The organism is Aeromonas eucrenophila (genome assembly GCF_000819865.1).
In the GTDB taxonomy this organism is placed as follows: Bacteria; Pseudomonadota; Gammaproteobacteria; order Enterobacterales; family Aeromonadaceae; genus Aeromonas; species Aeromonas eucrenophila.
In genome coordinates this window covers 14,376-39,255 of the sequence record NZ_CDDF01000018.1, presented here as the reverse complement: position 1 = coordinate 39,255, position 24,880 = coordinate 14,376, and the positions used below count along the sequence as shown (strand labels likewise).

25 protein-coding genes and 3 tRNA genes are annotated in these 24,880 nt (G+C 60.9%); 21 read left to right on the top strand and 7 right to left on the bottom strand.

The window, feature by feature from the left end; genetic code table 11:
* Positions 1-21: 21 nt before the first annotated feature.
* Both BN1124_RS18885 and BN1124_RS18880 read left to right on the top strand, forming a co-directional pair.
* Positions 22-528 (top strand): hypothetical protein, encoded by a 507-nt coding sequence (locus BN1124_RS18885; RefSeq protein WP_042644477.1) that lies wholly within the window; start codon positions 22-24, stop codon positions 526-528.
* A gap of 40 nt (positions 529-568) precedes the next feature.
* Positions 569-1,849, top strand: a complete 1,281-nt coding sequence (locus BN1124_RS18880) for a sigma 54-interacting transcriptional regulator (protein WP_042644475.1) — start codon at positions 569-571, stop codon at positions 1,847-1,849.
* A gap of 81 nt (positions 1,850-1,930) precedes the next feature.
* Here BN1124_RS18880 and BN1124_RS18875 read toward each other — a convergent pair whose 3' ends face one another.
* Positions 1,931-2,404 carry a DUF1097 domain-containing protein gene (locus BN1124_RS18875; protein WP_042644473.1) on the bottom strand — a complete coding sequence of 158 codons (474 nt, stop codon included), beginning with the start codon at positions 2,402-2,404 and terminating at the stop codon, positions 1,931-1,933.
* A gap of 365 nt (positions 2,405-2,769) precedes the next feature.
* Here BN1124_RS18875 and msrP point away from each other — a divergent pair, with 365 nt between their 5' ends.
* Positions 2,770-3,786 (top strand): protein-methionine-sulfoxide reductase catalytic subunit MsrP, encoded by a 1,017-nt coding sequence (msrP, locus tag BN1124_RS18870; protein WP_042644471.1) that lies wholly within the window; start codon positions 2,770-2,772, stop codon positions 3,784-3,786.
* A 172-nt stretch (positions 3,787-3,958) separates the two neighbouring features.
* Positions 3,959-4,627 (top strand): protein-methionine-sulfoxide reductase heme-binding subunit MsrQ, encoded by a 669-nt coding sequence (gene msrQ, locus BN1124_RS18865; protein WP_042644469.1) that lies wholly within the window; start codon positions 3,959-3,961, stop codon positions 4,625-4,627.
* A gap of 12 nt (positions 4,628-4,639) precedes the next feature.
* Here msrQ and BN1124_RS18860 read toward each other — a convergent pair whose 3' ends face one another.
* Positions 4,640-4,891, bottom strand: a complete 252-nt coding sequence (locus BN1124_RS18860) for a PepSY domain-containing protein (protein WP_033131252.1) — start codon at positions 4,889-4,891, stop codon at positions 4,640-4,642.
* A 63-nt stretch (positions 4,892-4,954) separates the two neighbouring features.
* Between BN1124_RS18860 and BN1124_RS18855 the strand changes: the two genes are divergently transcribed.
* The 4 genes from BN1124_RS18855 (at position 4,955) to BN1124_RS18840 (ending at position 8,045) form a co-directional block, all read left to right on the top strand.
* Positions 4,955-5,287 (top strand): PepSY domain-containing protein, encoded by a 333-nt coding sequence (locus tag BN1124_RS18855; RefSeq protein WP_033131253.1) that lies wholly within the window; start codon positions 4,955-4,957, stop codon positions 5,285-5,287.
* A 112-nt stretch (positions 5,288-5,399) separates the two neighbouring features.
* Positions 5,400-6,056: an AHA_4052 family stress response regulator transcription factor gene (locus BN1124_RS18850; protein WP_005306366.1), complete on the top strand. Its 657-nt coding sequence runs from the start codon at positions 5,400-5,402 to the stop codon at positions 6,054-6,056.
* 49 nt (positions 6,057-6,105) lie between these two features.
* On the top strand, positions 6,106-7,455 hold the full coding sequence (locus BN1124_RS18845; RefSeq protein ID WP_042644466.1) for a sensor histidine kinase: 1,350 nt from the start codon (positions 6,106-6,108) through the stop codon (positions 7,453-7,455).
* Between the two features lie 128 nt (positions 7,456-7,583).
* Positions 7,584-8,045, top strand: coding sequence for a hypothetical protein (locus tag BN1124_RS18840; protein ID WP_042644464.1), 462 nt, complete (start codon positions 7,584-7,586; stop codon positions 8,043-8,045).
* A 144-nt stretch (positions 8,046-8,189) separates the two neighbouring features.
* Here BN1124_RS18840 and torA read toward each other — a convergent pair whose 3' ends face one another.
* Together torA and BN1124_RS18830 are read right to left on the bottom strand one after the other, a co-directional pair.
* Positions 8,190-10,670 carry a trimethylamine-N-oxide reductase TorA gene (torA, locus tag BN1124_RS18835; RefSeq protein WP_042644462.1) on the bottom strand — a complete coding sequence of 827 codons (2,481 nt, stop codon included), beginning with the start codon at positions 10,668-10,670 and terminating at the stop codon, positions 8,190-8,192.
* Between the two features lie 22 nt (positions 10,671-10,692).
* Positions 10,693-11,823, bottom strand: coding sequence for a NapC/NirT family cytochrome c (locus BN1124_RS18830; RefSeq protein WP_042644459.1), 1,131 nt, complete (start codon positions 11,821-11,823; stop codon positions 10,693-10,695).
* 332 nt (positions 11,824-12,155) lie between these two features.
* Between BN1124_RS18830 and BN1124_RS18825 the strand changes: the two genes are divergently transcribed.
* Positions 12,156-14,138, top strand: a complete 1,983-nt coding sequence (locus tag BN1124_RS18825; protein WP_042644457.1) for a DNA topoisomerase III — start codon at positions 12,156-12,158, stop codon at positions 14,136-14,138.
* 83 nt (positions 14,139-14,221) lie between these two features.
* Here the strand turns inward: BN1124_RS18825 and BN1124_RS18820 are convergent, their stop codons facing one another.
* Together BN1124_RS18820 and BN1124_RS18815 are read right to left on the bottom strand one after the other, a co-directional pair.
* Positions 14,222-15,577 carry a TrkH family potassium uptake protein gene (locus BN1124_RS18820; RefSeq protein WP_042644455.1) on the bottom strand — a complete coding sequence of 452 codons (1,356 nt, stop codon included), beginning with the start codon at positions 15,575-15,577 and terminating at the stop codon, positions 14,222-14,224.
* Positions 15,574-16,227 (bottom strand): potassium channel family protein, encoded by a 654-nt coding sequence (locus tag BN1124_RS18815; protein ID WP_042644453.1) that lies wholly within the window; start codon positions 16,225-16,227, stop codon positions 15,574-15,576. Before BN1124_RS18815 ends, BN1124_RS18820 begins: the two co-directional genes overlap by 4 nt.
* Positions 16,228-16,353: 126 nt before the next feature.
* Here BN1124_RS18815 and murB point away from each other — a divergent pair, with 126 nt between their 5' ends.
* Positions 16,354-17,391 (top strand): UDP-N-acetylmuramate dehydrogenase, encoded by a 1,038-nt coding sequence (murB, locus tag BN1124_RS18810; RefSeq protein WP_042644451.1) that lies wholly within the window; start codon positions 16,354-16,356, stop codon positions 17,389-17,391.
* Positions 17,388-18,353 (top strand): bifunctional biotin--[acetyl-CoA-carboxylase] ligase/biotin operon repressor BirA, encoded by a 966-nt coding sequence (birA, locus tag BN1124_RS18805; RefSeq protein WP_042644449.1) that lies wholly within the window; start codon positions 17,388-17,390, stop codon positions 18,351-18,353. Before murB ends, birA begins: the two co-directional genes overlap by 4 nt.
* Positions 18,354-18,428: 75 nt before the next feature.
* On the opposite strand, the gene coaA is transcribed toward birA, so the two are convergent.
* Positions 18,429-19,367 (bottom strand): type I pantothenate kinase, encoded by a 939-nt coding sequence (gene coaA, locus BN1124_RS18800; protein ID WP_033131263.1) that lies wholly within the window; start codon positions 19,365-19,367, stop codon positions 18,429-18,431.
* Between the two features lie 261 nt (positions 19,368-19,628).
* On the opposite strand from coaA, the gene BN1124_RS18795 reads away from it, so the two are divergent.
* The 10 genes from BN1124_RS18795 (at position 19,629) to rplL (ending at position 24,746) form a co-directional block, all read left to right on the top strand.
* Positions 19,629-19,713 (top strand) — tRNA-Tyr (locus tag BN1124_RS18795).
* Positions 19,714-19,750: 37 nt separating this feature from the next.
* Positions 19,751-19,825 (top strand) — tRNA-Gly (locus tag BN1124_RS18790).
* A 173-nt stretch (positions 19,826-19,998) separates the two neighbouring features.
* A complete protein-coding gene (tuf, locus tag BN1124_RS18785) occupies positions 19,999-21,183 on the top strand; it encodes an elongation factor Tu (protein WP_042644447.1) in 1,185 nt (394 codons plus the stop codon).
* A gap of 52 nt (positions 21,184-21,235) precedes the next feature.
* Positions 21,236-21,312 (top strand) — tRNA-Trp (locus BN1124_RS18780).
* A gap of 60 nt (positions 21,313-21,372) precedes the next feature.
* Positions 21,373-21,744, top strand: a complete 372-nt coding sequence (gene secE, locus BN1124_RS18775; RefSeq protein ID WP_033130104.1) for a preprotein translocase subunit SecE — start codon at positions 21,373-21,375, stop codon at positions 21,742-21,744.
* 9 nt (positions 21,745-21,753) lie between these two features.
* Positions 21,754-22,305 carry a transcription termination/antitermination protein NusG gene (gene nusG, locus BN1124_RS18770; protein WP_005323644.1) on the top strand — a complete coding sequence of 184 codons (552 nt, stop codon included), beginning with the start codon at positions 21,754-21,756 and terminating at the stop codon, positions 22,303-22,305.
* A 134-nt stretch (positions 22,306-22,439) separates the two neighbouring features.
* Positions 22,440-22,868, top strand: coding sequence for a 50S ribosomal protein L11 (rplK, locus tag BN1124_RS18765; RefSeq protein WP_042644444.1), 429 nt, complete (start codon positions 22,440-22,442; stop codon positions 22,866-22,868).
* Positions 22,869-22,872: 4 nt separating this feature from the next.
* A complete protein-coding gene (gene rplA / locus BN1124_RS18760; protein ID WP_033130102.1) occupies positions 22,873-23,574 on the top strand; it encodes a 50S ribosomal protein L1 in 702 nt (233 codons plus the stop codon).
* A 257-nt stretch (positions 23,575-23,831) separates the two neighbouring features.
* Positions 23,832-24,332, top strand: a complete 501-nt coding sequence (gene rplJ, locus BN1124_RS18755; protein ID WP_033130101.1) for a 50S ribosomal protein L10 — start codon at positions 23,832-23,834, stop codon at positions 24,330-24,332.
* Positions 24,333-24,383: 51 nt separating this feature from the next.
* Positions 24,384-24,746: a 50S ribosomal protein L7/L12 gene (gene rplL, locus BN1124_RS18750; RefSeq protein ID WP_033130100.1), complete on the top strand. Its 363-nt coding sequence runs from the start codon at positions 24,384-24,386 to the stop codon at positions 24,744-24,746.
* The last annotated feature ends 134 nt before the right edge of the window (positions 24,747-24,880 follow it).

The following is a 24,880-nucleotide window of genomic DNA, read 5'->3' as shown; positions in this document are numbered from 1 at the left end:
GACGCTGAAGTGAAGCCAAAGATGAAACGATTTTTTATTCCCGTATTGATGAGCCTGCTCTCAGGCTGCTCCCTGTTGCCGCATTCCGGCCTGACGGATCCCTCGGATCAGGCCGTCGCCAAGCGGATGGAATTTGCCAACAAAGAGATGCAGGTACGCCTGCAATACTCGGACTGGCTGCTGGCCAGTCACCCCCAGCAACGGGTGCAGGAGCGCCAGCGTCTGAGTGGCGCCACCGATCTCGAGAGCCGGGTCAGCCTCGCCATGGTCAACACCCACCCGTCCGAATCGGTGGCAAATCGCCGGGCCGGGCTGGACAGGCTCAAGTCTCTGCTGCCTGAGCTCGGGCTGGATGCCCAGGCCTTCCTGCGCAGCTGGATCGCCCTCGGTGAGGAGCTGCTGGCCCGCGACAGCCGACGCACGGATCAGAGTCAGGAGGTGCAGCGGTTGCGTCGCCAGATAGAACAGCTCACCGCCATCGACGAGCAGCTGAATCAGCGTAAGCTCAATGGCGGAGCCAAGCCATGATGGCCGCCAATACCGCCTTGGGCGAGGAAGGAGTACAAGCATGAGTCGCATCCTGCTGGTCGATGATGATGCCAGCCTGCTCAAACTGATGAGCATGCGCCTGCGCAGTCAGGGCTACGAGGTGGACACCGCCGATAGCGCCGAAGGGGCGCTGGACAGGCTGCGCCAGCAGCGGGCCGATCTGGTGCTCAGCGATCTGCGCATGGGGGGCATGGACGGGCTGGAACTGTTCGAGCGGATCCAGGCCCAGTGGCTTGGCATGCCGGTCATCATCATGACTGCTCATGGCACCATCCCGGATGCCATCCAGGCGACCCGCTCCGGGGTATTCAGCTTTCTCACCAAGCCCATCGACAAGGATGAGCTGCTGGTCACCATAGAACATGCCCTGAGCCTGACCCGCCCCAAACAGCAGCAGGAGTGGCAGTCCCTCATCCTGACCCGCAATCCGCAGATGGAGCAGCTGCTGATCCAGGCGAGCAACATCGCCACCATGGAGGTACCTGTCTTGATCCTGGGCCCCTCCGGCTCGGGGAAAGGGGTGATGGCCCAGGCCTTGCACCAGGCCAGCAACCGGCGGGACAAGCCGCTGCACACCATCAACTGCGCCGCCCTGCCCTGGCCGGTGCTGGACTTGCAGCTGTTTGGGGAGGATGGACAGTCGGGCCTGTTCGCCGAGGCGAAGGGGGCCACCCTCTTCCTGGACGAGATAGGCAATCTGTCGGAGTCGCTGCAGGCCAAGTTGCTGCAGGTGCTGGCGGAGTACGGTCAGGGCACCGCCGAGGTCAGGGTCATCAGCTCCAGCCATCAGGATCTGGTGACGGCCATGGAGGAGGGGCGTTTTCGGGAGGATCTCTTCTACCGCCTCAACGTGGCGAATATCACCCTACCTCCCTTGAGCGCCCGCAGCGAGGACATACCGCTGCTCGCTCGCCAGGCCCTCGACGACTATCGTAGCCGCCATGACAACTGCGCCGCCCTCGGCTTCTCGCCGGAGGCACTGGCCCTGCTGGCGGCCGCGGCCTGGCCCGGCAACGTGCGCCAGCTCTGCGGGGTGGTGGAGCAGCTTGCCAGCCTCTGCTGCAGCCCGGTGATCGGCGCCGCCATGGTGGAGTCGGCGCTGAGCGGCGGTGTCGGCGGCATCCCCTCGTTCAACGAGGCGCGCGCCGAGTTCGAGAAGGAGTATCTGATCCGGCTGCTGCGCACCACCGAGGGGAACGTGACCCTGGCGGCGAACATGGCGGGACGCAACCGCACCGACTTCTACAAGCTGTTGAACCGGCACGGCATAGAGGCGGCGAACTTCAAGCTGAAGAACTGATCTGAAGGGCAAACAGAAAACGCCCTGACCACAGTGGTCAGGGCGTTTTGCTATTCAGCAACAGAGTATTCGCATCAAGGATCAGGCGGGGTCGGTGACACCCGTGGTGGCCTGGGTCTTGCGGGAGAGCCAGAGGCCGCTCGCCTTCATCAGGTAGCCGAACAGAGCGCCGATCACTAGGGAAGGCAGGATCAGCCGCCACTCGCCGGCCGCCCCGAAGGTGGCACAGCAACCGGCGAAGGTGCCGGGGATGTAGCCGAGCCACCGCTGCTTGGCCTGGGCGCACATCAGGGTCGCCACCGCTCCCGTCATCAGATAGCCCGCCATGCCGGCACCCCACCAGTTTTCCCCGTGGATCAGCACCAGTGCCCACAGCATGCCGCTCGCATTGCACAGCAGGGTCTGCAGCAGCGCCTTGTAGCCGCCGCTCGAGGCGAAGTAGCTGGTGCAACCGAGGAAGCCGACCCAGGAGATGAGGCCGAGGGCGGCTGCCAATCCACCCCAGACGGCGGAGAGGATCCCGGTCGTGATGGCGATGGCGATCAATGGGCTCATGACATGACTCTCGTGGTTGAATTTGGAAAAGGAGGCAGCCTACCCTTCGGCGAAGGGGCGGCAAGCAGGGGCCGGATTGTGTGTGATCTTGGTCACTCTTTTCAACTCGGGAATACGCTTGCGCTCGCGAAAAAAATTCATGGTGGCGTCTTGGACCCTGCACCATAGTTAGAGGCCCTGTCCTGCTCATGGAGTGAGTCTGATGGTGCCAAATGTGATCGTTCCTCTGCTGGTGTTCATCCTGTTGTTCCTGGTTGGAACCATGGCCAAGGCGCTGCCTCTCTACCAGATGATGTAAGCCGTGAAATAAAACCTCACCGGGGCCGGTCTTATGAATGTTGCCTCACAGCCCCGGGAGTTTCTTCATGTTGATCAAGCGTTCTACCCCCCATCACCCCACCGAGCGGGATGTCACCCCGGAAGCCGTCTATCAGGATCGCCGCCTCATCCTCAAGGGGCTTGGCCTTGGGCTGGGTGCCGGCGCCGCCAGCCTGGCCTTCCCGGCCCAGGCCAGCCTGCTGGATCTCTTCTCCGATGAGAAAGCCGCCCCGGCCCCCGCCACCAAGGCGCTTCACTACAAGGCCGCCGCCCGGCCGGAGGGAGTGACCCTCACCCCGTTGGAGAAGGCGACCACCCACAACAACTTCTATGAGCTCGGCACCGACAAGGGGGATCCGGCTCGCAATGCCCACTACCTCAAGCCCGAGCCCTGGACGCTCAAAGTGGAGGGGGAGGTGGCCAAGCCCTTCACCCTGGATGTGTGGGATCTCATCAACAAGAGCGAGCTGGAGGAGCGGATCTACCGGCTGCGCTGCGTGGAGGCCTGGTCCATGGTGCTGCCCTGGAGCGGCATCGCCCTGGCCGATCTCATCCGTCGCGCCGAACCCACCAGTCGCGCCAAGTTCGTGGCCTTCGAGACGCTCTACGATCCCGAGCAGTTGCCGGGGCAGGCCTCCAGCAACCTCGGGGGCGGCATCGATTATCCCTATGTGGAAGGGCTGCGCATGGACGAGGCGATGCACCCGCTCTCCTTCCTGGCGATGGGGCTCTACGGCAAGACGCTGCCGGCCCAGAACGGGGCGCCCATCAGGCTGGTGGTGCCCTGGAAGTACGGCTTCAAGAGCATCAAGAGCATCGTCTCCATCCGGCTGGTGGAGGAGATGCCACCGACGACCTGGAATCTGCTGGCACCGAATGAATATGGCTTCTATGCCAACGTCAATCCGCAGGTGGATCACCCGCGCTGGAGCCAGGCCAGCGAGCGCTTCATCGGCGAGGGCGGCATCTTCGGCGCCAAGCGCCAGCCCACCCTGCTGTTCAACGGCTACGGTGACGAGGTGGCGTCCCTCTATCAGGGCATGGATTTGCGCAAGTGGTATTGAGAACCTGTGCACGCTCTTACTGCGAGGTCGTGATCAAGGCTCATGTGCTGCTCGAAATCTCATGTGTATTTACACACTCCGGTTCCTGCGCTGCTCTTTACCTTGTTGACGACCTCTCGCGACAGATCGTGAACAGGCTCTTAAAAGCGGACTTAAAGAGGAAATCGAACTCATGGCACTGAGACTGACCAATCGCCACATCGGCATGCTGCGTGCGCTGGTACACCTGGGCTCTCTGGGATTCCTGCTCTGGCTGGGCTATGCGGTGCCGGCGGGTCTGCTGGGGGGGGATCCGATACAGGGGCTGACCCACTACCTCGGCAAGGGCGCTCTGCACCTGCTGCTGCTGACCCTGCTGGTGTCGCCGCTCGCCAAGCGCTGGCGGCAGGGGCAGCTCATCAAGCTGCGCCGTCCCCTCGGGCTCTGGTGCGCGGCTTGGGCGGGCTTGCACTTCATGGTGTGGCTGGGGCTGGATTTGCAGTTCGACTGGCGCTTGATCGGCGGCGAGCTGGTGAAGCGCAACTACATAGTGGTGGGGGCGGTAGCGCTGCTGCTGTTGACGGCGCTGAGTCTGACCTCGATCCCGGCCCTGCTGCGGGCCATGGGCCCGAGCTGGCAGAGGCTGCACAACTGGATCTACGCCGTGGCCCTGCTGGTGCCGATCCACTACTGGTGGTCGGTCAAGAGCGGCTGGCAGGAGCCGCTCATCTATCTGCTGCTGGCCTGCGCCTTGTTGGTGCCGCGGCGCGACAAGCTGTTGCGGCCCTGGCGACAGTGGCAGCAGAAACGCCAGCGCCTGAGAGAGGCCTGTCCCCCGCTCACCGGCGTGGATCGCACATAACAAAAAAGAGGCCTAATCGGCCTCTTTCTGCTGGGTGATCTCGCCGGTGTAGGCATCGACGCTGAGCCGCACCTTCTGCTCCTTGGCATTCAGGGTGCTGACCTCGAATCTGTCGCCTTCCAGCTCGACTTCCCGAATGTCGTGATACCCTTGTGCCAGCAGCATCTTGATCAGCCCCGGCATGTCGAGGCGCGTCTGTGCCGCCCAGCCAAAAGTGGAAAAGAGACAAAGGATCAGCAGGATACTGCGTGGGATCATATTCATTCCGGATTCATGGCTGGCACACTATAAACGGCATTATGTTAGGTTTTGAGAGATGAATCATCCATGAATAGAGCGCTGCCCCTGTGTGGACTGCTGCTGCCGTTGCTGGCGCAGGCAGCCCAGCCGAACGAGGCCTTGCTGCAGCAGGCTGTCAGCGAGGGGCGGATCAGACCTTTTCATGAGCTGATGGAGGTGGCTTCCCATCTGCCGGTGCGCGTGCTGCGTGTCGATCTGGGAGAGGAAGATGGCGTCTGGTTGTATGAGCTCAAGCTCATCGACAGCGAGAACAGCGTGATCAAGGTGGGCTACCGCGCCGACAACCTGGAGATGGTGTGGCTAAAAGGGCATCATCTGGAGCGCTTGTTCGAATCTCCTCCGCCACCGGAAGAAGAGTGAGCCCGAACGGTTCTCACGCCCGTCCGCCGGGCGATGACTCAGGATCTGTGTCGGCAGCTTGGCCTTGAGCCAGGAAAGCCGATAAAAACAGCCCTCATTTTGGATAAAAACCATGCGCATTCTGATAGTTGAAGACGAGAAGACCCTGGCGGGCCAGTTGGCAGAACAACTGCGCCTGTCCGGTTTCGTGACCGATCTCTGCCACGATGGCAACGAAGCCGGCTTCCTCGGTGAGACCGAACCCTATGACGCCATCATCCTGGATCTCGGCCTGCCGGGCAGGGATGGTCTGAGCGTGCTCAAAGAGTGGCGCAGCAAGGGTATCGACACTCCTGTGCTGGTGCTGACCGCCCGTGGTCAGCTGCACGAGAAGATAGAGGGGCTCAACGCCGGCGCCGACGACTATCTCACCAAGCCGTTCCAGGTCGCCGAGCTGGTGGCCCGGGTTCATGCCCTGGTGCGCCGCGCCGCGGGCAACGCCAGCTCGATCCTCGAGATCGGCGGGGTGCGGCTCGACATGGCGGCCTCCCAGGTCTGGTACGAGGGCACCCCCATCAAGCTCACCGCCCACGAGTTTCGGGTGCTGGGCTACCTGATGCAGCACAGGGGCAAGGTGGTGTCCCGCAGCGAGCTCATCGACCATATCTATGCTCAGGATTTCGACCGCGATTCCAACACGGTGGAGGTGTTCATCGGCCGGATCCGCAAGAAGACCCACGCCGATCTGATCGAGACGGTGCGCGGCCTCGGGTACAGGATAAACGAATGACACTGGTGTGGCGCGGACTCTGGCTTGACCTTGTACCTGGGCTGATGCCATGAGACTGGTACGTACCCTGCGCGGCCGGCTGGTGGTCATAGCACTGGTCTGGTGCGGCCTGTTCCTGTTCGCCACCGGCTTCAGCCTGCAGACCATGATGCGCAACTACTGGCAGGAGGCAGAAGCCGATAGCCTGCGGTTGCAGCTCTACGATCTGCTCTCTCGTCTCGAGATCCAGCCCAACGGCCTGCCCCTGGCCACCGAGCCCATGGCGGATCCCCGTTACCTCCAGCCCTACTCCGGCTACTACTGGCAGCTGGAGCTGGGAGGGGAGGTGATCAGCCGCTCGCGCTCCCTGTGGGATGCCCATCTGAATACTCACGGCCTGAAGTCGGCCTTCGGTGACCCGGATCTCTTCGTCGGCAAGGGCCCCAACAAGGAGCCGCTGCTGATCATGACCCGCACAGTGCTGCTGCCGGGGTCGGATCGGGTGTTTACCCTGGCGATGGCCAAGGACAGCACAGTCCTGACCCAGACCCTGAAGAAGACCCGCATCAGCCTGTTCCTGGGGCTCGGCTTTGCCGCCACCGGCCTGGTGCTCGGCTTCATGTTCCAGATCATCTATGGCCTGCGTCCGCTCCATCTGCTGCGCCGTGAGCTCGGCCGGGTGCATCAGGGCCACCAGGAGGGATTCCGGCTGCGCTACCCGCTGGAGATCCAGCCCCTGGTGGAGGACATCAACCGCCTGTTGCACCACTACGGCGAGCTGCTGCAGCGGGCCCGCTCCCACACCGGCAACCTGGCCCATGCCCTCAAGACGCCGCTCAGCATCATGCGCAATCAGGTGACCCAGTTGCCACCCGAGGATCAGGCCGCCATCGGCGAGCAGCTCGACCAGATCCAGCGCCACATCGATTATCACCTCGGCAAGGCCAGGGTGACAGGGGCCGCCAAGATCCTGGGGGTTTCGACGCCTGTGCGGGCGCGGGTGGAATACATCTGCCGCGCCTTCTCCCGCCTCTATCCGGGCAAGGAGGTGGACCTGCAGGTGCCGGCCAACCTGGCGGTCGGGGTGGAGGAGCAGGACTTCGACGAGATGGTGGGCAACCTGTTGGAGAACGCCTTCAAGTGGTCTCGCCTTCAAATTCGCATCTCCAGCGCCGAGCTGGGGGGCTGGATCACCCTGCGCATCGAGGATGACGGCCCCGGCATGAGCGAGGATCAGATCGCCAAGGCGGTGCTGCGCGGAGTACGGCTCGACGAGAAGGTGCCGGGCTCGGGCCTGGGTCTCAACATAGTGTCAGACCTGGCGGAAGCCTACAGAGGCAGTCTCATCATGGGACGAGCCGAGCTGGGCGGTCTTGCCGCTTCTTTGTCGTTGCCCAAGGTGGCCAGGGTGGAGAGCTAGCAACGCCGTCTCATCATGCGACAGGCTACATGCCGGGCTGTCTTGCCCTTTGTCGTTGCCCAAGGTGGCATGGGTCGAGAGCTAGGCTTAATATATGGTCCTTATTTCAAGTGGTAGGAAGGGTAGCAATGACTGACGATCCATGGGCACTGTGCCATCTCGATGATTCATTCGATGCCTCGGTGCTGGGCACCAAGGGCGCCCAGCTCCAGTGGTTCGAGGACAGGGCATCCTTGATCGAATTCTTGCTGGAAGACTTCGTCGAGCTGCTGGCCGACGCAGGTGAGCTGGATGAGGATCAGACCGAGAGCGCGCGCGAGCGCTTCACCCTGCTGGTGGAGCAGAGCCAGGATGATCGCGGTCTGATGGATGCCATCAACGATCTCGCTTCCGGCCTGCGCCGCATCGCCTGGCTGGGGCCGCTGTCCGAGCTGGCGGAGATCAGCGACGACTTCGCCAGCGGGCTGCGTGCCTTCTTCTGGACCCAATACGATGGCGACGAGGACGATCCCGAAGCCTGGGTGCCGGAGGATCTCTGGCCGCAGCTGGTGGAATGTGCGGAAGAATATATGGTCGAAGGCGATTTTTAATCGATGAATGACATGTATTTTGCTAGATACTAGCGAACTATATGGTGAAACGAAGGGCTGCTGAACGGCTCCCGGACCTCCACAACAGTGATAAATAAAAAAACGGCGCCAAAATGGCGCCGTTTTTGTTGGTCAACCGCTCACTCAAGCGTTGGCGGGAACGGCATGGGCGGTGTTGAGCAGCTCGGGGCCGCTGTACTTCTCGATCTGCAGCTGGGCCATGTGGCCGCAGTTGCCTTGCGCCAGGCTGGAGGATCCCTCGTCGAAGGTCAGGCAGTTGATGTTGCCGTTCTTGCAGATGGAGCCGACCTCACCGGGCTTGGCCGGATCGAACCAGGCTCCCTCGCAGACGCGCACCACCCCGGGGCGAATGTCCTTCGATATCAGGGCGCCCACCAGGATCTGGCCGCGCTCGTTGAAGGCGCGCACCAAGTCACCTTCCACTATGCCCCGGGCCTTGGCGTCGTCCGGGTGGATCAGGATGGCCTCCCGATCGGCGACGGCGAACTTGTCCCGCAGCGGCGTGTTATCCAGCTGGGAGTGCAACCGCTGGGTCGGGTGGGAGGTGTTCAGGGACAGCGGATAGCGGCTCGCCTGCTCCCCCTTGATCCACTCCTTGGGCTCAAACCATTTGGCATGACCGGCGCAGTCGGCATAGTTCATGCCCGCCACCGTGTTGGAGAAGATCTCTATCTTGCCGGACGGGGTGCCGAGGGGATTGAGCAGCGGGTTCTCGCGAAAATCGGCGTGACGGATCCACTGGCGGTTCGCCTCCGGGATAGGGAAGCGGATGTAGTTGTTGGACTCCCAGAACATGTTGAACGGCGGCAGCGCCACCTTGGCGCCCCGGGCCTGGGCGGCCATGCCGTCATACATCTGCTTGAGCCAGAGTATTTCGTCCTTGCCCTCGGTATAGGCCTCCTGCAGGCCGAGCTTGTCGGCGACGGCGCTGAAGATGTCGAAGTCGTTGCGCGACTCGTGCTGGGGCGGCACGCACTGGTGCATGGGGAAGACGTAACGCTGGGAGTAGTCGCCTCCCATCTCCAGATCGTTGCGCTCGTAGCTGGTGGTTACCGGCAGCACTATGTCGGCGTGCTTGGCGGTGGCGGTCCAGTAGGGCTCGTGCACTATCACCGTCTGCGGCTTGCGCCAGGCCTCCAGCAGGTTGTTGGTGTCCTGATGGTGGTGGAAGGGGTTGCCACCCGCCACGTAGACCAGTTTGACGTCCGGGTAGGTCAGCTTGCGACCGTTGAAGTCGATGATCTTGCCGGGGTTGGCGAGGCAATCGGCGATGCGGGCCACCGGGATGGGGGCCGGGCTGTTTTGCGGCGCGTTGCCCGCCGAGATGCCAGCCAGTATGCCGCCCTTGGCGGTCGGGCTGCCGCCGGAGGAGTAGTGGTAGCTAAAACCATAGCCACCCCCTGGCAGGCCGATCTGCCCCAGCATGGAGGCGAGGGTGATCAGCATCCAGTTCGGCTGCTCGCCGTGGTGCTGCCGCTGCATGCCCCAGCCCGCCATGATCATGGTGCGCTTGGACGCCATGTCGAGGGCCAGCTGGCGGATCACCGGCGCCTCGACGCCACTGATGGCGGCCGCCCACTCGGCGCTCTTCGGCTGACCGTCATCCTTGCCGAGCAGGTAGGCGAGGAACTTGTCGAAGCCGACCGTGTAGCGATCGAGGAAGGCCTGATCGTGCTTCTTCTCGCTATAGAGGGTGTGGGCCACCCCCAGCATCATGGCCACGTCCGTGTAGGCGTTAGGGGCAATCCACTCGGCCCCCGCCAGCTTGGCGGTTTCGTTGTAGACGGGATCGATGCTGATGATGCGGGTGCCCTTCCCCTTCAGCGCCTTGAAACCGGCCTGACCCTCGTGGTCCGGCATGTTCCAGCTGTTCTTCAGGGTCACCTGGGCGTTGACCCCCCAGAGCACCACCAATTCGGCGTTTTCCACCACGTTTGGCCAGGCGGTCTGCTGCTCGTACACCTCGATGGAGCCCATCACATGGGACATGATCACCTGGGCCGCCCCGGTGGAGTAATCCCCGGCGTAGCCGGTGAAGCCACCGGCGAGGTTCATCAGCCGATGCAGCAGGGTGCGGCTGTTGTGGAACATGCCGACACTCTTCCAGCCGTAGGAGCCGGCATGGATGGCTTGGGGGCCGAAGTCGCCCTGTACCCGCTTGATCTCGCCGGCGACCAGGGCGATGGCCTTGTCCCAGCTCACCCGCACCCATTCGTCTGCACCGCGCAGCTCGGGGCTGGCACCGGGGCCATGCTCCAGCCAGCTCTTGCGCACCATGGGGTACTTGATGCGGTTCTTGGCGTGGACCTGGAAGGGCGCCATGTCGATGAGATCGTTCGGCGCCGGATCATCGGCGACCGGTTGCACCCGGACCATGCGGCCATCGGCGACTATGGCTTCGAAGGCTCCCCAGTGCGCGCCGGTGAGAATGCCCTTCTGGGCCGGCACCAGGGTGGGGAACTGCTCAAGCGCCGTGCTGATGGCCTGGGCCAGGGCATTTTTCGGGAAGATGCCAGCCAGCAGCGGCAGGGCGGCGCAGGCGCCCAACCCCTTGAGCAGGCTGCGGCGGGACAGATTGGTCTCTTGGTCATTGAAAAAAGTCATAGGAAATTCCTCTGTTCCAGCCTCAGTGGGCCGCGCTCATGTCGCTGGCGTTTTTCTGCACGTATTGGGTCAGCATGCGGGCCTGCTCCGGGGTGAGAGAGGTGCGTGATTCCATGCCCTTGATGACGCCGATCCACTGGTTGGCATTGAAATGATCCAGCGCGGTCAGGCCGTGGCAGCCGGTACAGTTGTTGGACATCAGGGTGGAGGCGTATTGCCACAGTTTGCCCTGATCGCCGATGAGCTGGGCCTGGTCTACCCAGGCGGTCAGCTGGACCTGATGCCAGGTCAGATTGGTGGCGGCGTCGGTCTCGCTCTTGCTTGTGACCAGCGCCTGCCTGGCGGCGTCGCCGACCAACACGCTCAGGATCCGCTTGCCGGGCGCGGCATAGAACACCTCGCTCACCCCGTCCTGTTGCCAGCCTTGGATCCGCACTTGGGCACGGCCGTTGTCGTTGGCCAGGATCTCGACTTGGGTGGACGGCATCAGGGTGCCTTCGTCCGTGGTGGCCTTGGCGTCGAGGAACAGGGGGGTGGTGGCGATGGCATAGCGGGTGGTGACGCTGGCCGGGGTCTGGGCGGCGGCTGCCGCCAGTTCGCTGGCACCAGCGGCGGCCAGCTCACTCATGTCCGGCATGATGTGGGCGACCCCACGGTGGCAGTCGATGCAGGTCTGACCCTCCTTGATGGCGACCGGGTGCTCGGCACGGGCGTTCGGGCGCTGGGCCAGGATGTCCATGGCGTCGTAGCTGTGGCAGCTGCGGCAGGTGGCCGAATCGTTGGCCTTGAGCTGATCCCAGACGGTCTGGGCCATCCGCAGCTTGTGCGCCTCGTATTTCTCGGGTGTGTCCAGGGTGCCGAGGGCCTCGTGGTAGATATCCTTCACGGCGCGGATCTTGGTCCACAGGTAGGAGGCGGGATCATTGGGGATATGGCAGTCGGCGCACTCGGCGCGGATCCCCTTCACGTTTTGGAAGTGCACGCTGCCCTGATACTCGGCGAGCGGTGTCTGCATGCTGTGGCAGGAGACGCAGAACTCGGTGGAGCTGGTCTTGTGCAACACGGTGACAGTGACCCCCAGCGCCGCCACCCCCAGCAGGGCTCCGAGCAGCAGGAGCCAGAACCAGGACTTTCTCAACATTTTTCCAAGCATGGCGGCAGTTCCCTATGAATCGAGTATTACCAATATAGTAGTAGTCATGATATTTGAGGGGTTGACCTCGGTCATGGTTTTTATTTTGAAATTGTTTATTTGTAAGATTTAAATTTCGAAATTTGTTTTTATTTTGAATTTTTACCAAATCAAGCGCCTGCTCCATGGCAGAAATTGGGGTGTTCAAGCCCTCCAGGGCCTGGGCCGTAGGCAGGGGCCAACCGGGCAGTGGCGCCTCTCTTTCACCAAGGGCCGTGGCCAACGCCGGGTTTGGGGTTTGGAGAGGGCGCAATGTATACTGTTCGCATATACAGTATTCAGGTATGCCAGCCATGCGACTCTTTATCGCCGAGAAACCCAGCCTGGGCCGCGCCATCGCCGATGCCCTGCCCAAGCCCCACAAGAAGGGGGATGGCTTCATCGAGACCGCAGGGGGGGACGTGGTGACCTGGTGCATCGGTCACCTGCTGGAGCAGGCTGAGCCCGATGCCTATGATGCCGCCTACAAGCAGTGGCGCATGGAATCCTTGCCCATAGTGCCGAGCCAGTGGCAGCTGGTGGCCAAGCCCAAGACCAAGCCCCAGCTCAGTGCCATCAAGCGGCTGATCAAGCAGGCCGACTGCGTGGTCAACGCCGGTGACCCGGACCGGGAGGGCCAACTGCTGGTGGACGAGGTGATCGATTTTCTCGGCTACCCCAAGACCAAGCCCGTCCAGCGCTGCCTCATCAGCGATCTCAACCCGCCCGCGGTGCGCCGTGCCCTCGACAAGCTGCGCGACAACAAGGAGTTCGTACCGCTGGCGGTGTCGGCCCTGGCCCGCAGTCGCGCCGACTGGCTTTACGGCATTAACATGACCCGCGCCTATACCCTGCTGGGTCGCAAGGGCGGCTGCAGCGAGTTGCTGTCGGTCGGTCGGGTACAGACCCCGCTGCTGGGGCTGGTGGTGCGGCGGGATCTGGAGATTGACGCCTTCGTGCCCAAACCCTTCTTCGAGGTGCTGGCCCAGGTGGTGACCCAGGGCAACGAGCGTTTCAGCGCCAAGTGGCTGCCGTCCGAGGCCTGCGCCCCCTGGCAGGATGAGGAGGGACGGGTGCTGAACCGGGCGCTGGCCGCCAAGGTGGTGGAGCGCATTCAGGGTCAGGATGCCCTGGTGGAGGAGGTGGAGGAGCAGGCCCGCAAGCAGACGGCGCCGCTGCCCTACAACCTCTCCAGCCTGCAGATCGATGCGGCCAAGCGCTTCGGCATGGATGCCAAGCGGGTGCTGGACATCTGCCAGGGGCTCTACGAGCGCCACAAGCTCATCACCTATCCCAGATCCGACAGCCGCCACCTGCCGAGTGATCACTTCAGCCGGGCTCCCCAAGTGCGTGAGGCCATCGCCGCCACGGCTCCTGCGTTGGCCAAGGCGGTGAGCGAGGCGGACGGCAAGCTGCGCAGCAAGGCCTGGAACGACAGCAAGGTGGACGCCCACCACGCCATCATCCCCACCGAGAAGCGGGGCAACGAGGCCAGCCTGTCCGCCGAGGAGAGCAAGATCTACGGCCTCGTCGCCCGCCAATACCTGCTGCAGTTCTATCCGCCGTTCGAGTACAACGACAGCAAGGTGCTGCTGCGCATCGCCGGTGGCCTGTTCCAGGCCAAGGCCAGACGCATCCTCAAGGCAGGCTGGAAGGCGCTGCTCGGGGTCGAGGAAGATGACGACGAGGAGAAGGCCGGCACCCTGCCCGCCCTGCGGCAGGGGGAGAGGCTCTTGTGCGAGCGGGGCGAGTTGCTGGAGAAGATGACCCAGGCCCCCAAGGCGTTTACCGATGCCACCCTGCTGGCCGCCATGACCGGCATCGCCCGCTACGTGCAGGATCCCGAGATCCGCAAGACCCTGCGGGAGACCGATGGGCTCGGCACCGAGGCGACCCGGGCCGGCATCATAGATCTGCTGTTCAAGCGCCGCTTCCTGGTGCGCCAGGGCAAGAGCATCAAGGCCACCCCCACCGGGCGGGCACTGATCCTGGCGCTGCCCCCCAGCGCCACCACGCCGGACATGACGGCGCTCTGGGAGCAGCACCTCGGCAAGATCGCCGAGCGCCACGCCAGCTACCAGCAGTTCATGGGGCCGCTCACCGAGCAGTTGCACGGCCTGATCGAGGGGGCGAGGCAGGATTCCGGCGCCAGCTTCAGCGCCCTGCCCAAGGCACCGGAAGGGGCCGCCAAGCGTCGCTTCACCCGCAAGGGAAGCAAGAGCGGGGCGAGTGCCAGCACCGGGGCCAGCCCCCGCAAGAGCACGGGCAAGCGCACCACCCGCACCAAGGCGGCCTGAGTCGTTCCGAGACCGATGTCGTGATATAAAAAGAGGGGCTTTCGCCCCTCTTTTGTATCGAAATTACGATCTAAAGCAGTGAATTAACCAGTGTAGACTCCCTCTTCCGGGTAGCGAATGCGGGTCTCGCTCGGTCTGGCCAGCATCAGCGCCAGGGTGAGGGGGCCGAGACGGCCACAGATCATCACCAGCACCAGGATGAACTTGCCAGGGGAGCTCAAGCCGGGGGTGATGCCGGTGGTGAGCCCCACGGTGGCGAAGGCCGAGATGGTCTCGAACATGATCTTGTCCAGGGACACCGACTCCGTCAGGGTCAGCAGAAACATGGCGAGCATCAGCACCATGGTGCTGACGATGATGATGGCCAGCGATCGGGTCACTATCTGGGGGGAGAGGGTGCGGCCGAAGGCGGTGACATGGGGCCGCTTGGTCAGGAAGGCCTTGGTCGCCAGCAACACCACGGCGAAGGTAGTCACCTTGATGCCGCCCCCCGTGGAGGTCGCGCCGGCCCCGATGAACATCAGCATCATCATGAACAGCAGGGAGGCGGGCACCATCTGGCCTATGTCGACCGTGTTGAAGCCCGCGGTGCGCGCCGTGGCGGACTGGAAGAAGGCCGCCAGCCATTGGCCGCCCATGCCTGCCTTGCCGAAGGTGCCCGGATTGTTGTGCTCCAGCAGCCAGAACATCAGGGTGCCCAGCAGCAGCAGGGCCGGCGTCATCAGCAGCATCAGCTTGCTGTGCAGTTTGAGCTTGCGCCAGCGGCGGTTGCGCACCAGATCGACGATGACGGTGAAGCCGATCCCGCCGAGGATCAGCAGGGCCGGTATGGTCAGGCTGATGATGGGATCGTCTCTGTAGTCCATGAGGTTGTTGGCAAACAACGAGAAGCCGGCGTTGTTGAAGGCCGACACCGCGTGGAAGAAGCTGACGTAGAGGCCGTGGTGCCAGCCCATCTCCGGCACCCAGCGAATGGCCATGATGGCGGTGCCGATGAGCTGTGCGATGAGGGCGAACAGCACTATGCGTTTGACCAGCTGGATGATGTTGACCGAACCCTCCTGCCCCAGCGCCTCCTTGGCCAGCACCTGTTGGCGCAGACCGACTCGCTTGCTGAACATGGCGATGAGCAGCAGCGTCATGGTCATCTGGCCGAGGCCGCCAATTTCCATCAGCATCAGCAATATGATCTGCCCCTGCAGGGTGAAGGCGGTGCCAGTATCCACCACCCCGAGACCGGTCACGCTGATGGCGGAGGTGGCGGTAAAGAGGGCGTTGATGAAGGTGACTTCGCCGTTGTGACTGGAGGGCTGCACCAGAAACAGGGTGCCTATCATCAGGATGATGAGAAAGCTGCCCAGGATCAGCTTGGCCTCGCTCCAGCGGGAGCTGTTATCCCGGTGCAAGGCGAAGGCGTAGTTGCTGCGCCAGTGGATCATAGGGTGTCGAGCCAGTGGTCGATGGCGTGCTTGTTGCCGGCCAGGATCAGGATGTCACCGAGCTGCAGCTCCATCTTGCCGGTCAGGACGTTGTGCAGCACCTCGCCGCGCTTGATGGCCAGCAGCTGGAAGTCGCTCTGTTGCAGCAGGTGCAGATCGCCGAGGGTGCGGCTGTTTTGCTGCAGGCCGATGACGAACTCGGTCAGCACCATGTCGTGGCCCAGCTCTAGGTAGTCGAACAGCCGGTTGTCCAGCATGCTCTGGGCGACCCGGCGCCCCATGTCCCACTCCGGGTTGATCACCTTGTCGGCACCCACCTTCTGCAAAATCTTGGCGTGGAACTTGTCACGGGCCTTGACCCATACCTTCTTCACCCCCGCCTCCTTCAGCACCAGCGTGGTGAGTATGCTGGTCTCCAGGTTGTCGCCGATGGCCACGAAGACGATGTCGAAATTCGCGAGGCCCAGCTCGGCGACCGTGGCCTCATCGGTGGCATCGGCGACGATGACGTGATTGCACAGGGTCGCGATCTGGCGGGTCTTGACCTCATCGATGTCGATGGCCAGCACCTCGGCATCCTGTCGTTGCAACTCCTCGCACAGGGCGCTGCCAAACAGGCCGAGGCCGATGACGGCAAATTGGTTGTTCATTGGTACTTCCTCAACGGACTGAAGGAGTTACTCTACTCCAGCGAAATGAGTCCGAGAAGTACCCGGGTTTTTCGTCCCGGAGGATCTGGGGTAAACTGCCCCCCTTGCTCTTGTCGGGACACGCAGATGAAACTCACCCCCCACGCCCCCTTGGCGGCCCTCAACACCCTGGGCCTCGAGGCGCATTGCCTCTGGCTGGCCGAAGTGACCCAGTTGGATGATCTCAGGCAACTGCTGGCCAACCCCGAACTGGCGGCCTTGCCGCGCCTGGTGCTGGGCGGTGGGAGCAACATCCTGTTCTGCAATGACTTCGCCGGTCTGGTGGTGCAGAACCGTCTGCAAGGCATCTCGATGCAGGATGAGGGAGATCACTGGTTGCTGCACGTGGCCGCCGGGGAAGGGTGGCATCAGCTGGTGTGCCATGCCCTGCAGCAGGGCTGGCATGGGCTGGAGAATCTGGCGTTGATCCCGGGCACCGTCGGCGCCGCCCCGGTGCAAAACATCGGCGCTTACGGGGTCGAGCTGGCCCGCTTCTGCGCCTACGTGGAGGCGTTCAACTGGCAGACGGGGGAGCTGGAGCGCATCGCGGCCGCCGATTGCCAGTTCGGCTATCGTGACAGCATCTTCAAGCACGCCTGTCAGGATTCCCACTTCATCACCGCCGTCGGTCTGCGTCTGCCCAAGGCCTGGCAGCCGGTGGCGGCTTATGGCCCCCTTGCCGCACTGGGGGAGATGCCGAGTGCTCAGGCCATCTTCGATACCGTCTGCGAGACCCGCATGGCCAAGCTGCCGGATCCCGCTGTGCTTGGCAACGCCGGCAGCTTCTTCAAGAATCCCCTGGTGCCCATGGCGCTGGCGGAGGAACTCAAGGTGCGCCATCCGCAGATGCCGCTGTATCCGGCCGGGGAGGGGCAGGCCAAGCTGGCAGCGGGTTGGCTCATCGATCAATGCGGCCTCAAGGGCTTTGCCATCGGCCGCGCCGCCGTGCATCAGGAGCAGGCGCTGGTGCTGGTCAACCTCGGCGGGGCGAGCGCCATGGAGCTGATCGCCCTGGCCGCCCACGTGCGTGACAGCGTGGAACAGAAATTTGGAGTCGTGCTTGAGCACGAGGTGCGTTTCATGGGGCTCACCGGTGAGACCTGGCTCGACGAGGTGCTGGCATGACACTCACTCCCATCAGGCAGACGCTGATCGGCTTGCTCAGCGACGGTCAGTTCCACTCCGGCGAGCAGCTCGGCGAACAGCTTGGCATCAGTCGCGCCGCGGTGAGCAAACACATGGCGGCCCTCAAGGATCTGGGGCTGGACCTGTTCAGCCTGACCGGCAAGGGTTACCGGCTGGCGGTGCCCATGGCGCTCTACGACGAGGCGCAGTTGCAGGCCCTGGCCCCCATGGCGCCGGTGCACTGCTTCTCGGTGATCGACTCCACCAACCAGCATCTGCTGGAGCGGGTCAATCAGCTGCGCTCCGGCGAGAGTTGTCTGGCCGAGTGCCAGACCGCAGGGCGGGGCCGGCGCGGCAAGCCCTGGGTCTCCCCCTTCGGTTGCCAGTTGATCCTGAGCATGTACTGGCGCCTCGAGCAGGGCATGGCGGCAGCCATGGGGCTGAGTCTGGCGGTCGGCGTGGCCGTGGTGGAGGCGCTGGAATCCCTGGGGTATCCGGGTGTCGAGCTGAAATGGCCGAACGATCTCTACTATCAGGGCCGCAAGCTGGCCGGCATCCTGGTGGAGATGAGCGGCAGCGCCGGCGCCAGCTGTCATCTGGTGATCGGCATCGGCCTCAATCTGGCGATGCCACAGCGGCAGGGGGAGAAGATCGATCAGGCCTGGTCAGAGCTGCGCCACGTCCAGCCCGAACTGGTGGATCGCAACCAGTTGGCGGCCTGCGTGCTCTTGCACCTGCAGCAAGCCATGATCACCTTCGAACAGAATGGCCTCGCCAGCTTCGTCGATAGCTGGAACCGGCTCGATTATTTCGCCGGTCAGCCGGTGAAGTTGCTGATGGGGGAGCAGGTGATCCGCGGCATCGCCCGTGGCATCGACGATCGCGGCGCCCTGCGGCTGGAGACGGAGGAGGGTGTTAAGCTCTATCTGGGGGGAGAGATCTCCCTGCGCCGGGGCGACTGAACCCGGAGCCAGAGATGACACCAATAACAGAGGGGGCCCATGGCCCCCTCTGTTCGTTTCCCCCGGCCACTGCCATCACTTGCGCAGCTTGATCTGCTCGATGGCGTGTTCCTGTCCCTTGGTCAGGATCAGGTTGGCGCGTTCCCGGGTCGGCAAGATGTTCTCTTGCAGATTCAGGTAGTTGATATCCTGCCAGATGTTGTTGGCGATCTCGGTCGCTTCCGTCTCCGCCAGCTTGGCGTAGTGATGGAAGTAGGAGTCCGGATCCGAGAAGGCGCCGCTGCGGAACTTGAGGAAGCGCTCCACATACCAGCTGCGCAGCAACTCGGCATCGGCATCCACATAGATGGAGAAGTCGACGAAGTCTGACACGAAGACGCGATGGGGTTCCTGGGGGTAATCCATGCCGCTTTGCAGCACGTTGAGCCCCTCCAGGATCAGGATGTCAGGCTGCTCCACCACCTTCTTCTCATCGGGCAGGATGTCGTAGATGAGGTGAGAGTAGACGGGGGCTTCGACCCGCTCGTGACCGGCCCGGATCTTGGTGACGAACTCCACCAGGTGGCGGATGTCGTAGGATTCCGGGAAACCCTTGCGGCGCATCAGGCCGCGTGCTTCCAGCTCCTTGTTTGGATAGAGGAAGCCATCTGTGGTGACCAGCTCCACCCTTGGGTGCTCGGGCCAGCGCTCAAGCAGCGCCTGCATGATGCGGGCCGTGGTGCTCTTGCCCCCCGCCACGCTGCCGGCGATGCTGATGATGTAGGTGCCCTTGCCACGGGACTGGCCGAGGAATTGTTCCAGCACCCGACTGCGGCGCTGCTTGGCCTTGACGTAGAGATTGAGCAGACGGGAGAGGGGCAGATAGATCTCTTCTACCTCCCGCAATGACACCTTCTCGTTGATCCCGCGCAGGGTGTGCAGGTCGGTTTCGGTCAGGGTCAGGGGGACCGCATCGCGCAATAACGCCCATTGTTCGCGGGTGAATTGCAAATAGGGGTTATGCTCTGTCGTCATGGTGTCATCACTGTTTCTTGGGCAGGGCGACCATACACCAAGGGATCGGGAGCGACAAGGGACGCGGTTGGTTCGGACGAGGAAGGAGCACTTTTTTGCATAGTTCCCGGCAATAATGCACATTTTGCCGAGTGCAATGGTTGCATCCCCAAAATCCTTCCCATAAAATGCGCGACGCTTAGATGTCTGTCGCCTATTTGCCCAGCAAAAGCGATAAAACAACGGGTGCAAGCAGAATTACCGTTGTGGCATTTGTGCACTGGAGGGGTTCCCGAGCGGCCAAAGGGATCAGACTGTAAATCTGACGGCTCTGCCTTCGAAGGTTCGAATCCTTCTCCCTCCACCATATTTCTCGCGGTTTGAGTTCTTTGGGTGAGAGAAATGCGGGCATCGTATAATGGCTATTACCTCAGCCTTCCAAGCTGATGATGCGGGTTCGATTCCCGCTGCCCGCTCCAAGATGCTGATATGGCTCAGGTAATACTGAGAGCCACACCCTAGGGTGAGTTCGGCAATCGAACCTGCCTGTCAGCCTCCATCCTCTCTACTCCCCCTGATTCAAATCCATCATATAAACTGTTCTGTGGTTAGCTTGCCACCGCGTACTCAGCGTTAGTTTAGAGGGACGATCATGTCTAAAGAAAAATTTGAGCGTAATAAACCGCACGTTAACGTGGGTACCATCGGCCACGTTGACCACGGTAAAACCACCCTGACCGCCGCCATCACCAACGTGCTGGCCAAGCACTTCGGTGGTAAAGCTTTCGCCTTCGACCAGATCGACAAGGCGCCGGAAGAGCGTGAGCGTGGTATCACCATCAACACCTCCCACGTAGAATACGACACCGCTGCCCGCCACTACGCTCACGTAGATTGCCCGGGTCACGCCGACTACGTTAAGAACATGATCACCGGTGCTGCCCAGATGGACGGCGCGATCCTGGTAGTTGCAGCGACTGACGGCCCGATGCCGCAGACTCGTGAGCACATCCTGCTGGGTCGTCAGGTTGGTATCCCGTACATGATCGTGTTCATGAACAAGTGCGACATGGTCGACGACGAAGAGCTGCTCGAGCTGGTCGAAATGGAAGTGCGTGAGCTGCTGACCGAATACGACTTCCCGGGTGATGACCTGCCGGTAGTTCGTGGTTCCGCACTGAAAGCACTGGAAGGCGACGCTGCTTGGGAAGAGAAGATCATCGAGCTGGCTGGCCACCTGGATACCTACATCCCGGAGCCGGAGCGCGCAATCGACCTGCCGTTCCTGATGCCTATCGAAGACGTTTTCTCCATCGCTGGCCGTGGTACCGTAGTTACCGGTCGTGTAGAGCGCGGTATCGTTAAAGTTGGTGAGTCTGTCGAAATCGTCGGTATCAAAGATACCGTGACCACCACCTGTACCGGTGTTGAAATGTTCCGCAAGCTGCTGGACGAAGGTCGTGCCGGTGAGAACGTTGGCGCCCTGCTGCGTGGCGTTAAGCGTGAAGACGTAGAGCGTGGTCAGGTTCTGGCCAAGCCGGGTTCCATCAAGCCGCACACCAAGTTCGAATCTGAAGTGTACGTCCTGTCCAAAGAAGAAGGTGGTCGTCATACCCCGTTCTTCAAGGGCTACCGTCCTCAGTTCTACTTCCGTACTACCGACGTGACCGGTACCATCGAACTGCCGGAAGGCGTGGAAATGGTAATGCCAGGCGACAACATCAAAATGGTTGTTACCCTGATTGCACCGATCGCGATGGACGACGGCCTGCGTTTCGCTATCCGTGAAGGTGGCCGTACCGTAGGTGCTGGTGTTGTAGCTAGCGTAATCGCTTAATCTTGGCTTACATAAATAAAGCAAAGCCCCTATAATAGGGGCTTTCTTATGTAGGGGCGTAGTTCGAATTGGTAGAACAGCGGTCTCCAAAACCGATGGTTGCGGGTTCGAGTCCTGCCGCCCCTGCCATATACCTCGTCTCGTACGGGGCTTTTGTGTCTTTGGTTACGTCAGATACAGGTGGGTTGTATGAGTGTTAGTTCTGAGGGACAGGGCGGAAGCAAGGATACCCTTCTGTGGGGTCTGGTTTTCATCATTTTGGCGGCGGCTGTAGTAGGTAACTACCTGCTCCATGACGTTGTTGCCGCCGTTCGCGCCCTGGGTGTGGTCGTTGTCATCGCCGCAGCGGGTGCTGTGGCCCTGCAAACCACCAAAGGTAAGGCAACACTGGCATTTGCCCGTGAGTCACGCCTGGAAGTCCGCAAGGTCGTATGGCCGACCCGTCAGGAAGCCATTCAGACAACCCTGATTGTGCTGGCGGTGACCGCCGTGATGGGGCTGCTGCTGTTCATTCTGGACGGCGCCTTGGTGTGGTTGGTCAACCTGATTACCGGTGTGTAAGGAAAAGCCATGACTGAACAACGTGAACAACGTATGAGATGGTATGTCGTGCAGGCATTTTCCGGCTACGAAGGCCGGGTTGCCAAATCCCTGCGTGAACATATCAAGATGCATGGCATGGAAGAGCTGTTCGGTGAAGTGCTGGTCCCGACCGAAGAAGTGGTCGAGATGCGTGCTGGCCAGAAGCGCAAGAGTGAGCGCAAATTTTTCCCAGGCTATGTCCTGGTTCAGATGATGATGGATGAGACCACCTGGCACCTGGTACGTAACGTACCGCGTGTGATGGGCTTCATCGGTGGCACCTCCGATCGTCCGGCTCCTATCTCTGATAAAGAAGCTGATGCCATCCTCAATCGTCTGCAAGATGCCCACGACAAGCCGCGTCCGAAAACCCTGTTCGAACCGGGTGAAATGGTGCGGGTTGCCGATGGTCCGTTCGCCGACTTCAACGGTACCGTTGAAGAGGTGGACTATGAGAAGAGTCGCGTGAAGGTCTCGGTACTGATCTTCGGTCGCTCAACGCCGGTAGAACTGGATTTTGGTCAGGTCGAAAAAGGCTGATTAAAGTCTGTACGTTTAACGGTTGTCAGGGGCAGCGAATATCTCTATAATTCGCTGCCCCTTTATTTGTTGGGGAGCCGTTTGCAGGAGCATGTCTCCGAGGCGTTAGAACCCATTTTTGAGGTATTTTTGTAATGGCTAAGAAAGTCACAGCTTATATCAAGCTGCAAGTTAAGGCTGGCAGTGCTAACCCCAGCCCTCCCGTTGGTCCTGCTCTGGGTCAGCACGGTGTTAACATCATGGAATTCTGTAAGGCGTTTAACGCTCGTACAGAAAAACTGGAAAAAGGCTCACCGACTCCGGTCGTGATCACCGTTTACAGTGACCGTTCCTTCACCTTCGAAACCAAGACTCCGCCTGCTTCCTTCCTGCTGAAGAAAGCCGCTGGTATCACTTCTGGTTCCGCCAAGCCGAACAAAGACAAAGTTGGTAAGGTGACTGTTGCCCAGCTGCAAGAAATCGCCAAGACCAAAGAGCCGGATATGACTGGTGCCGATCTGGATGCAAAAGTACGTTGCATCGCAGGCTCCGCTCGTTCCATGGGCCTGGTAGTGGAGGATTAAGACAATGGCAAAACTTTCCAAGCGTATGCGCGTTATTCGCGAAAAAGTTGACGGTACCAAAGAGTACTCCATCAACGAAGCCATTGCCCTGCTGAAAGAACTGGCTACCGCCAAGTTCGTTGAAAGCGTTGACGTTGCTGTCAACCTGGGTATCGATGCTCGTAAATCCGACCAAAACGTACGTGGTGCTACTGTACTGCCGCACGGTACCGGTCGTGACATTCGCGTCGCCGTGTTCACCCAGGGTGCCAACGCCGAAGCCGCCAAGGCTGCCGGTGCTGAACTGGTTGGTATGGATGACCTGGCCGAGCTGGTCAAGAAAGGCGAGATGAACTTCGACGTCGTGATCGCATCCCCGGATGCCATGCGCGTTGTTGGTCAACTGGGCCAGATCTTGGGCCCGCGTGGTCTGATGCCTAACCCGAAAGTGGGTACCGTTACCCCGAACGTTGCTGAAGCTGTGAAGAATGCTAAAGCCGGTCAGGTTCGTTACCGCAATGACAAGAATGGTATCATCCATACCACTCTGGGTAAGGTCTCTTTCGACGAAGTTCAGCTGAAAGAAAACTTGGAAGCGCTGCTGGTTGCTCTGAAAAAGGGCAAACCCTCTTCCGCCAAGGGTATCTTCATCAAGAAAGTCAGCATCTCCACCACCATGGGTGCCGGTGTTGCCGTAGACCAAGCTTCTCTGGAAGCTCAGGCCTAATTGATGGATTTTACAAGGCGCAAAATTTAATCTATAATTTTGCGCCTTGATTGGTTGGGGGTTTCGACCTCCGTCCAAGACCGCAGGTGGCTGCGAGGCCTTAATCTTACCTGCGTAGACGGTGCCGGAAACCCAGCGAGAAAGTTTTCTTTCTCTTCTGGAATCCTGCTACCGCATCGTTCCCCTCTGTTGTGAAGGTAGGGGGGATGTGTCAGTACTGGGTCTATAGACCCGGATTCAATCCAGGAGTTAAGCCAATGGCATTGGGACTCGAAGACAAAAAGGCAATTGTTGCTGAAGTCAACGAAGCTGCCAAAGGCGCTCTTTCTGCAGTTGTAGCCGATTCTCGCGGTGTGACTGTAGAAAAGATGACCAGCCTGCGTAAATCTGCTCGCGAAGCCGGTGTGTACATGCGCGTTGTGCGTAACACCCTGCTGCGTCGCGCAGTTGAAGGTACCGAATTCGGTTGCCTGAACGACGTATTGTCTGGTCCTACCTTGATTGCTTTCTCTAACGAACACCCGGGCGCTGCCGCTCGTCTGTTCAAAGAGTTTGCCAAAGCGAACCAAAAGTTCGAAATCAAGGCTGGCGCTTTTAACGGTGAGTTTATCGCCGCAGCACAAATTGATCGTCTGGCCACGCTGCCGACCTACGACGAAGCGATTTCGAAGTTGATGGCTACCATGAAGGAAGCCTCTGCTGGCAAGCTGGTTCGTACTATCGCTGCTGTTCGCGACCAGAAACAAGCTGCTGCTTGATTCTCGCCTATTTAGGCTGTTTGAGTTTATTCAACATCAGGAATTTTTGTCATGTCTATCACTAAAGACCAAATCATCGAAGCCGTTGCTTCCATGTCCGTAATGGAAGTTGTTGAGCTGATCGAAGCAATGGAAGAGAAGTTCGGTGTTTCCGCTGCTGTTGCTGTAGCTGCCGGTCCGGCCGCTGAAGCAGTAGAAGAGAAGACCGAGTTCGACGTAGTTCTGACTGCTGCTGGCGCCAACAAAGTTGCCGTCATCAAGGCCGTTCGTGCTGCCACCGGTCTGGGCCTGAAAGAAGCCAAGGATCTGGTTGAAGCTGCACCGACCAACCTGAAAGAAGCCGTCTCCAAGGACGAAGCTGAAACTCTGAAGAAGCAGCTTGAAGAAGCTGGTGCTTCTGTTGAGATCAAATAATCTGCATTTATGTAGATTAGCCTGATAAAACAGGCTAGGGCTGGTGAATATTTGTTCACCAGCCTTTTTGCGCTGTAGACTGAGAGCATTTCACGCCGTTTACGACTCTCGGTGCACCAGCAATCCGGACCGCC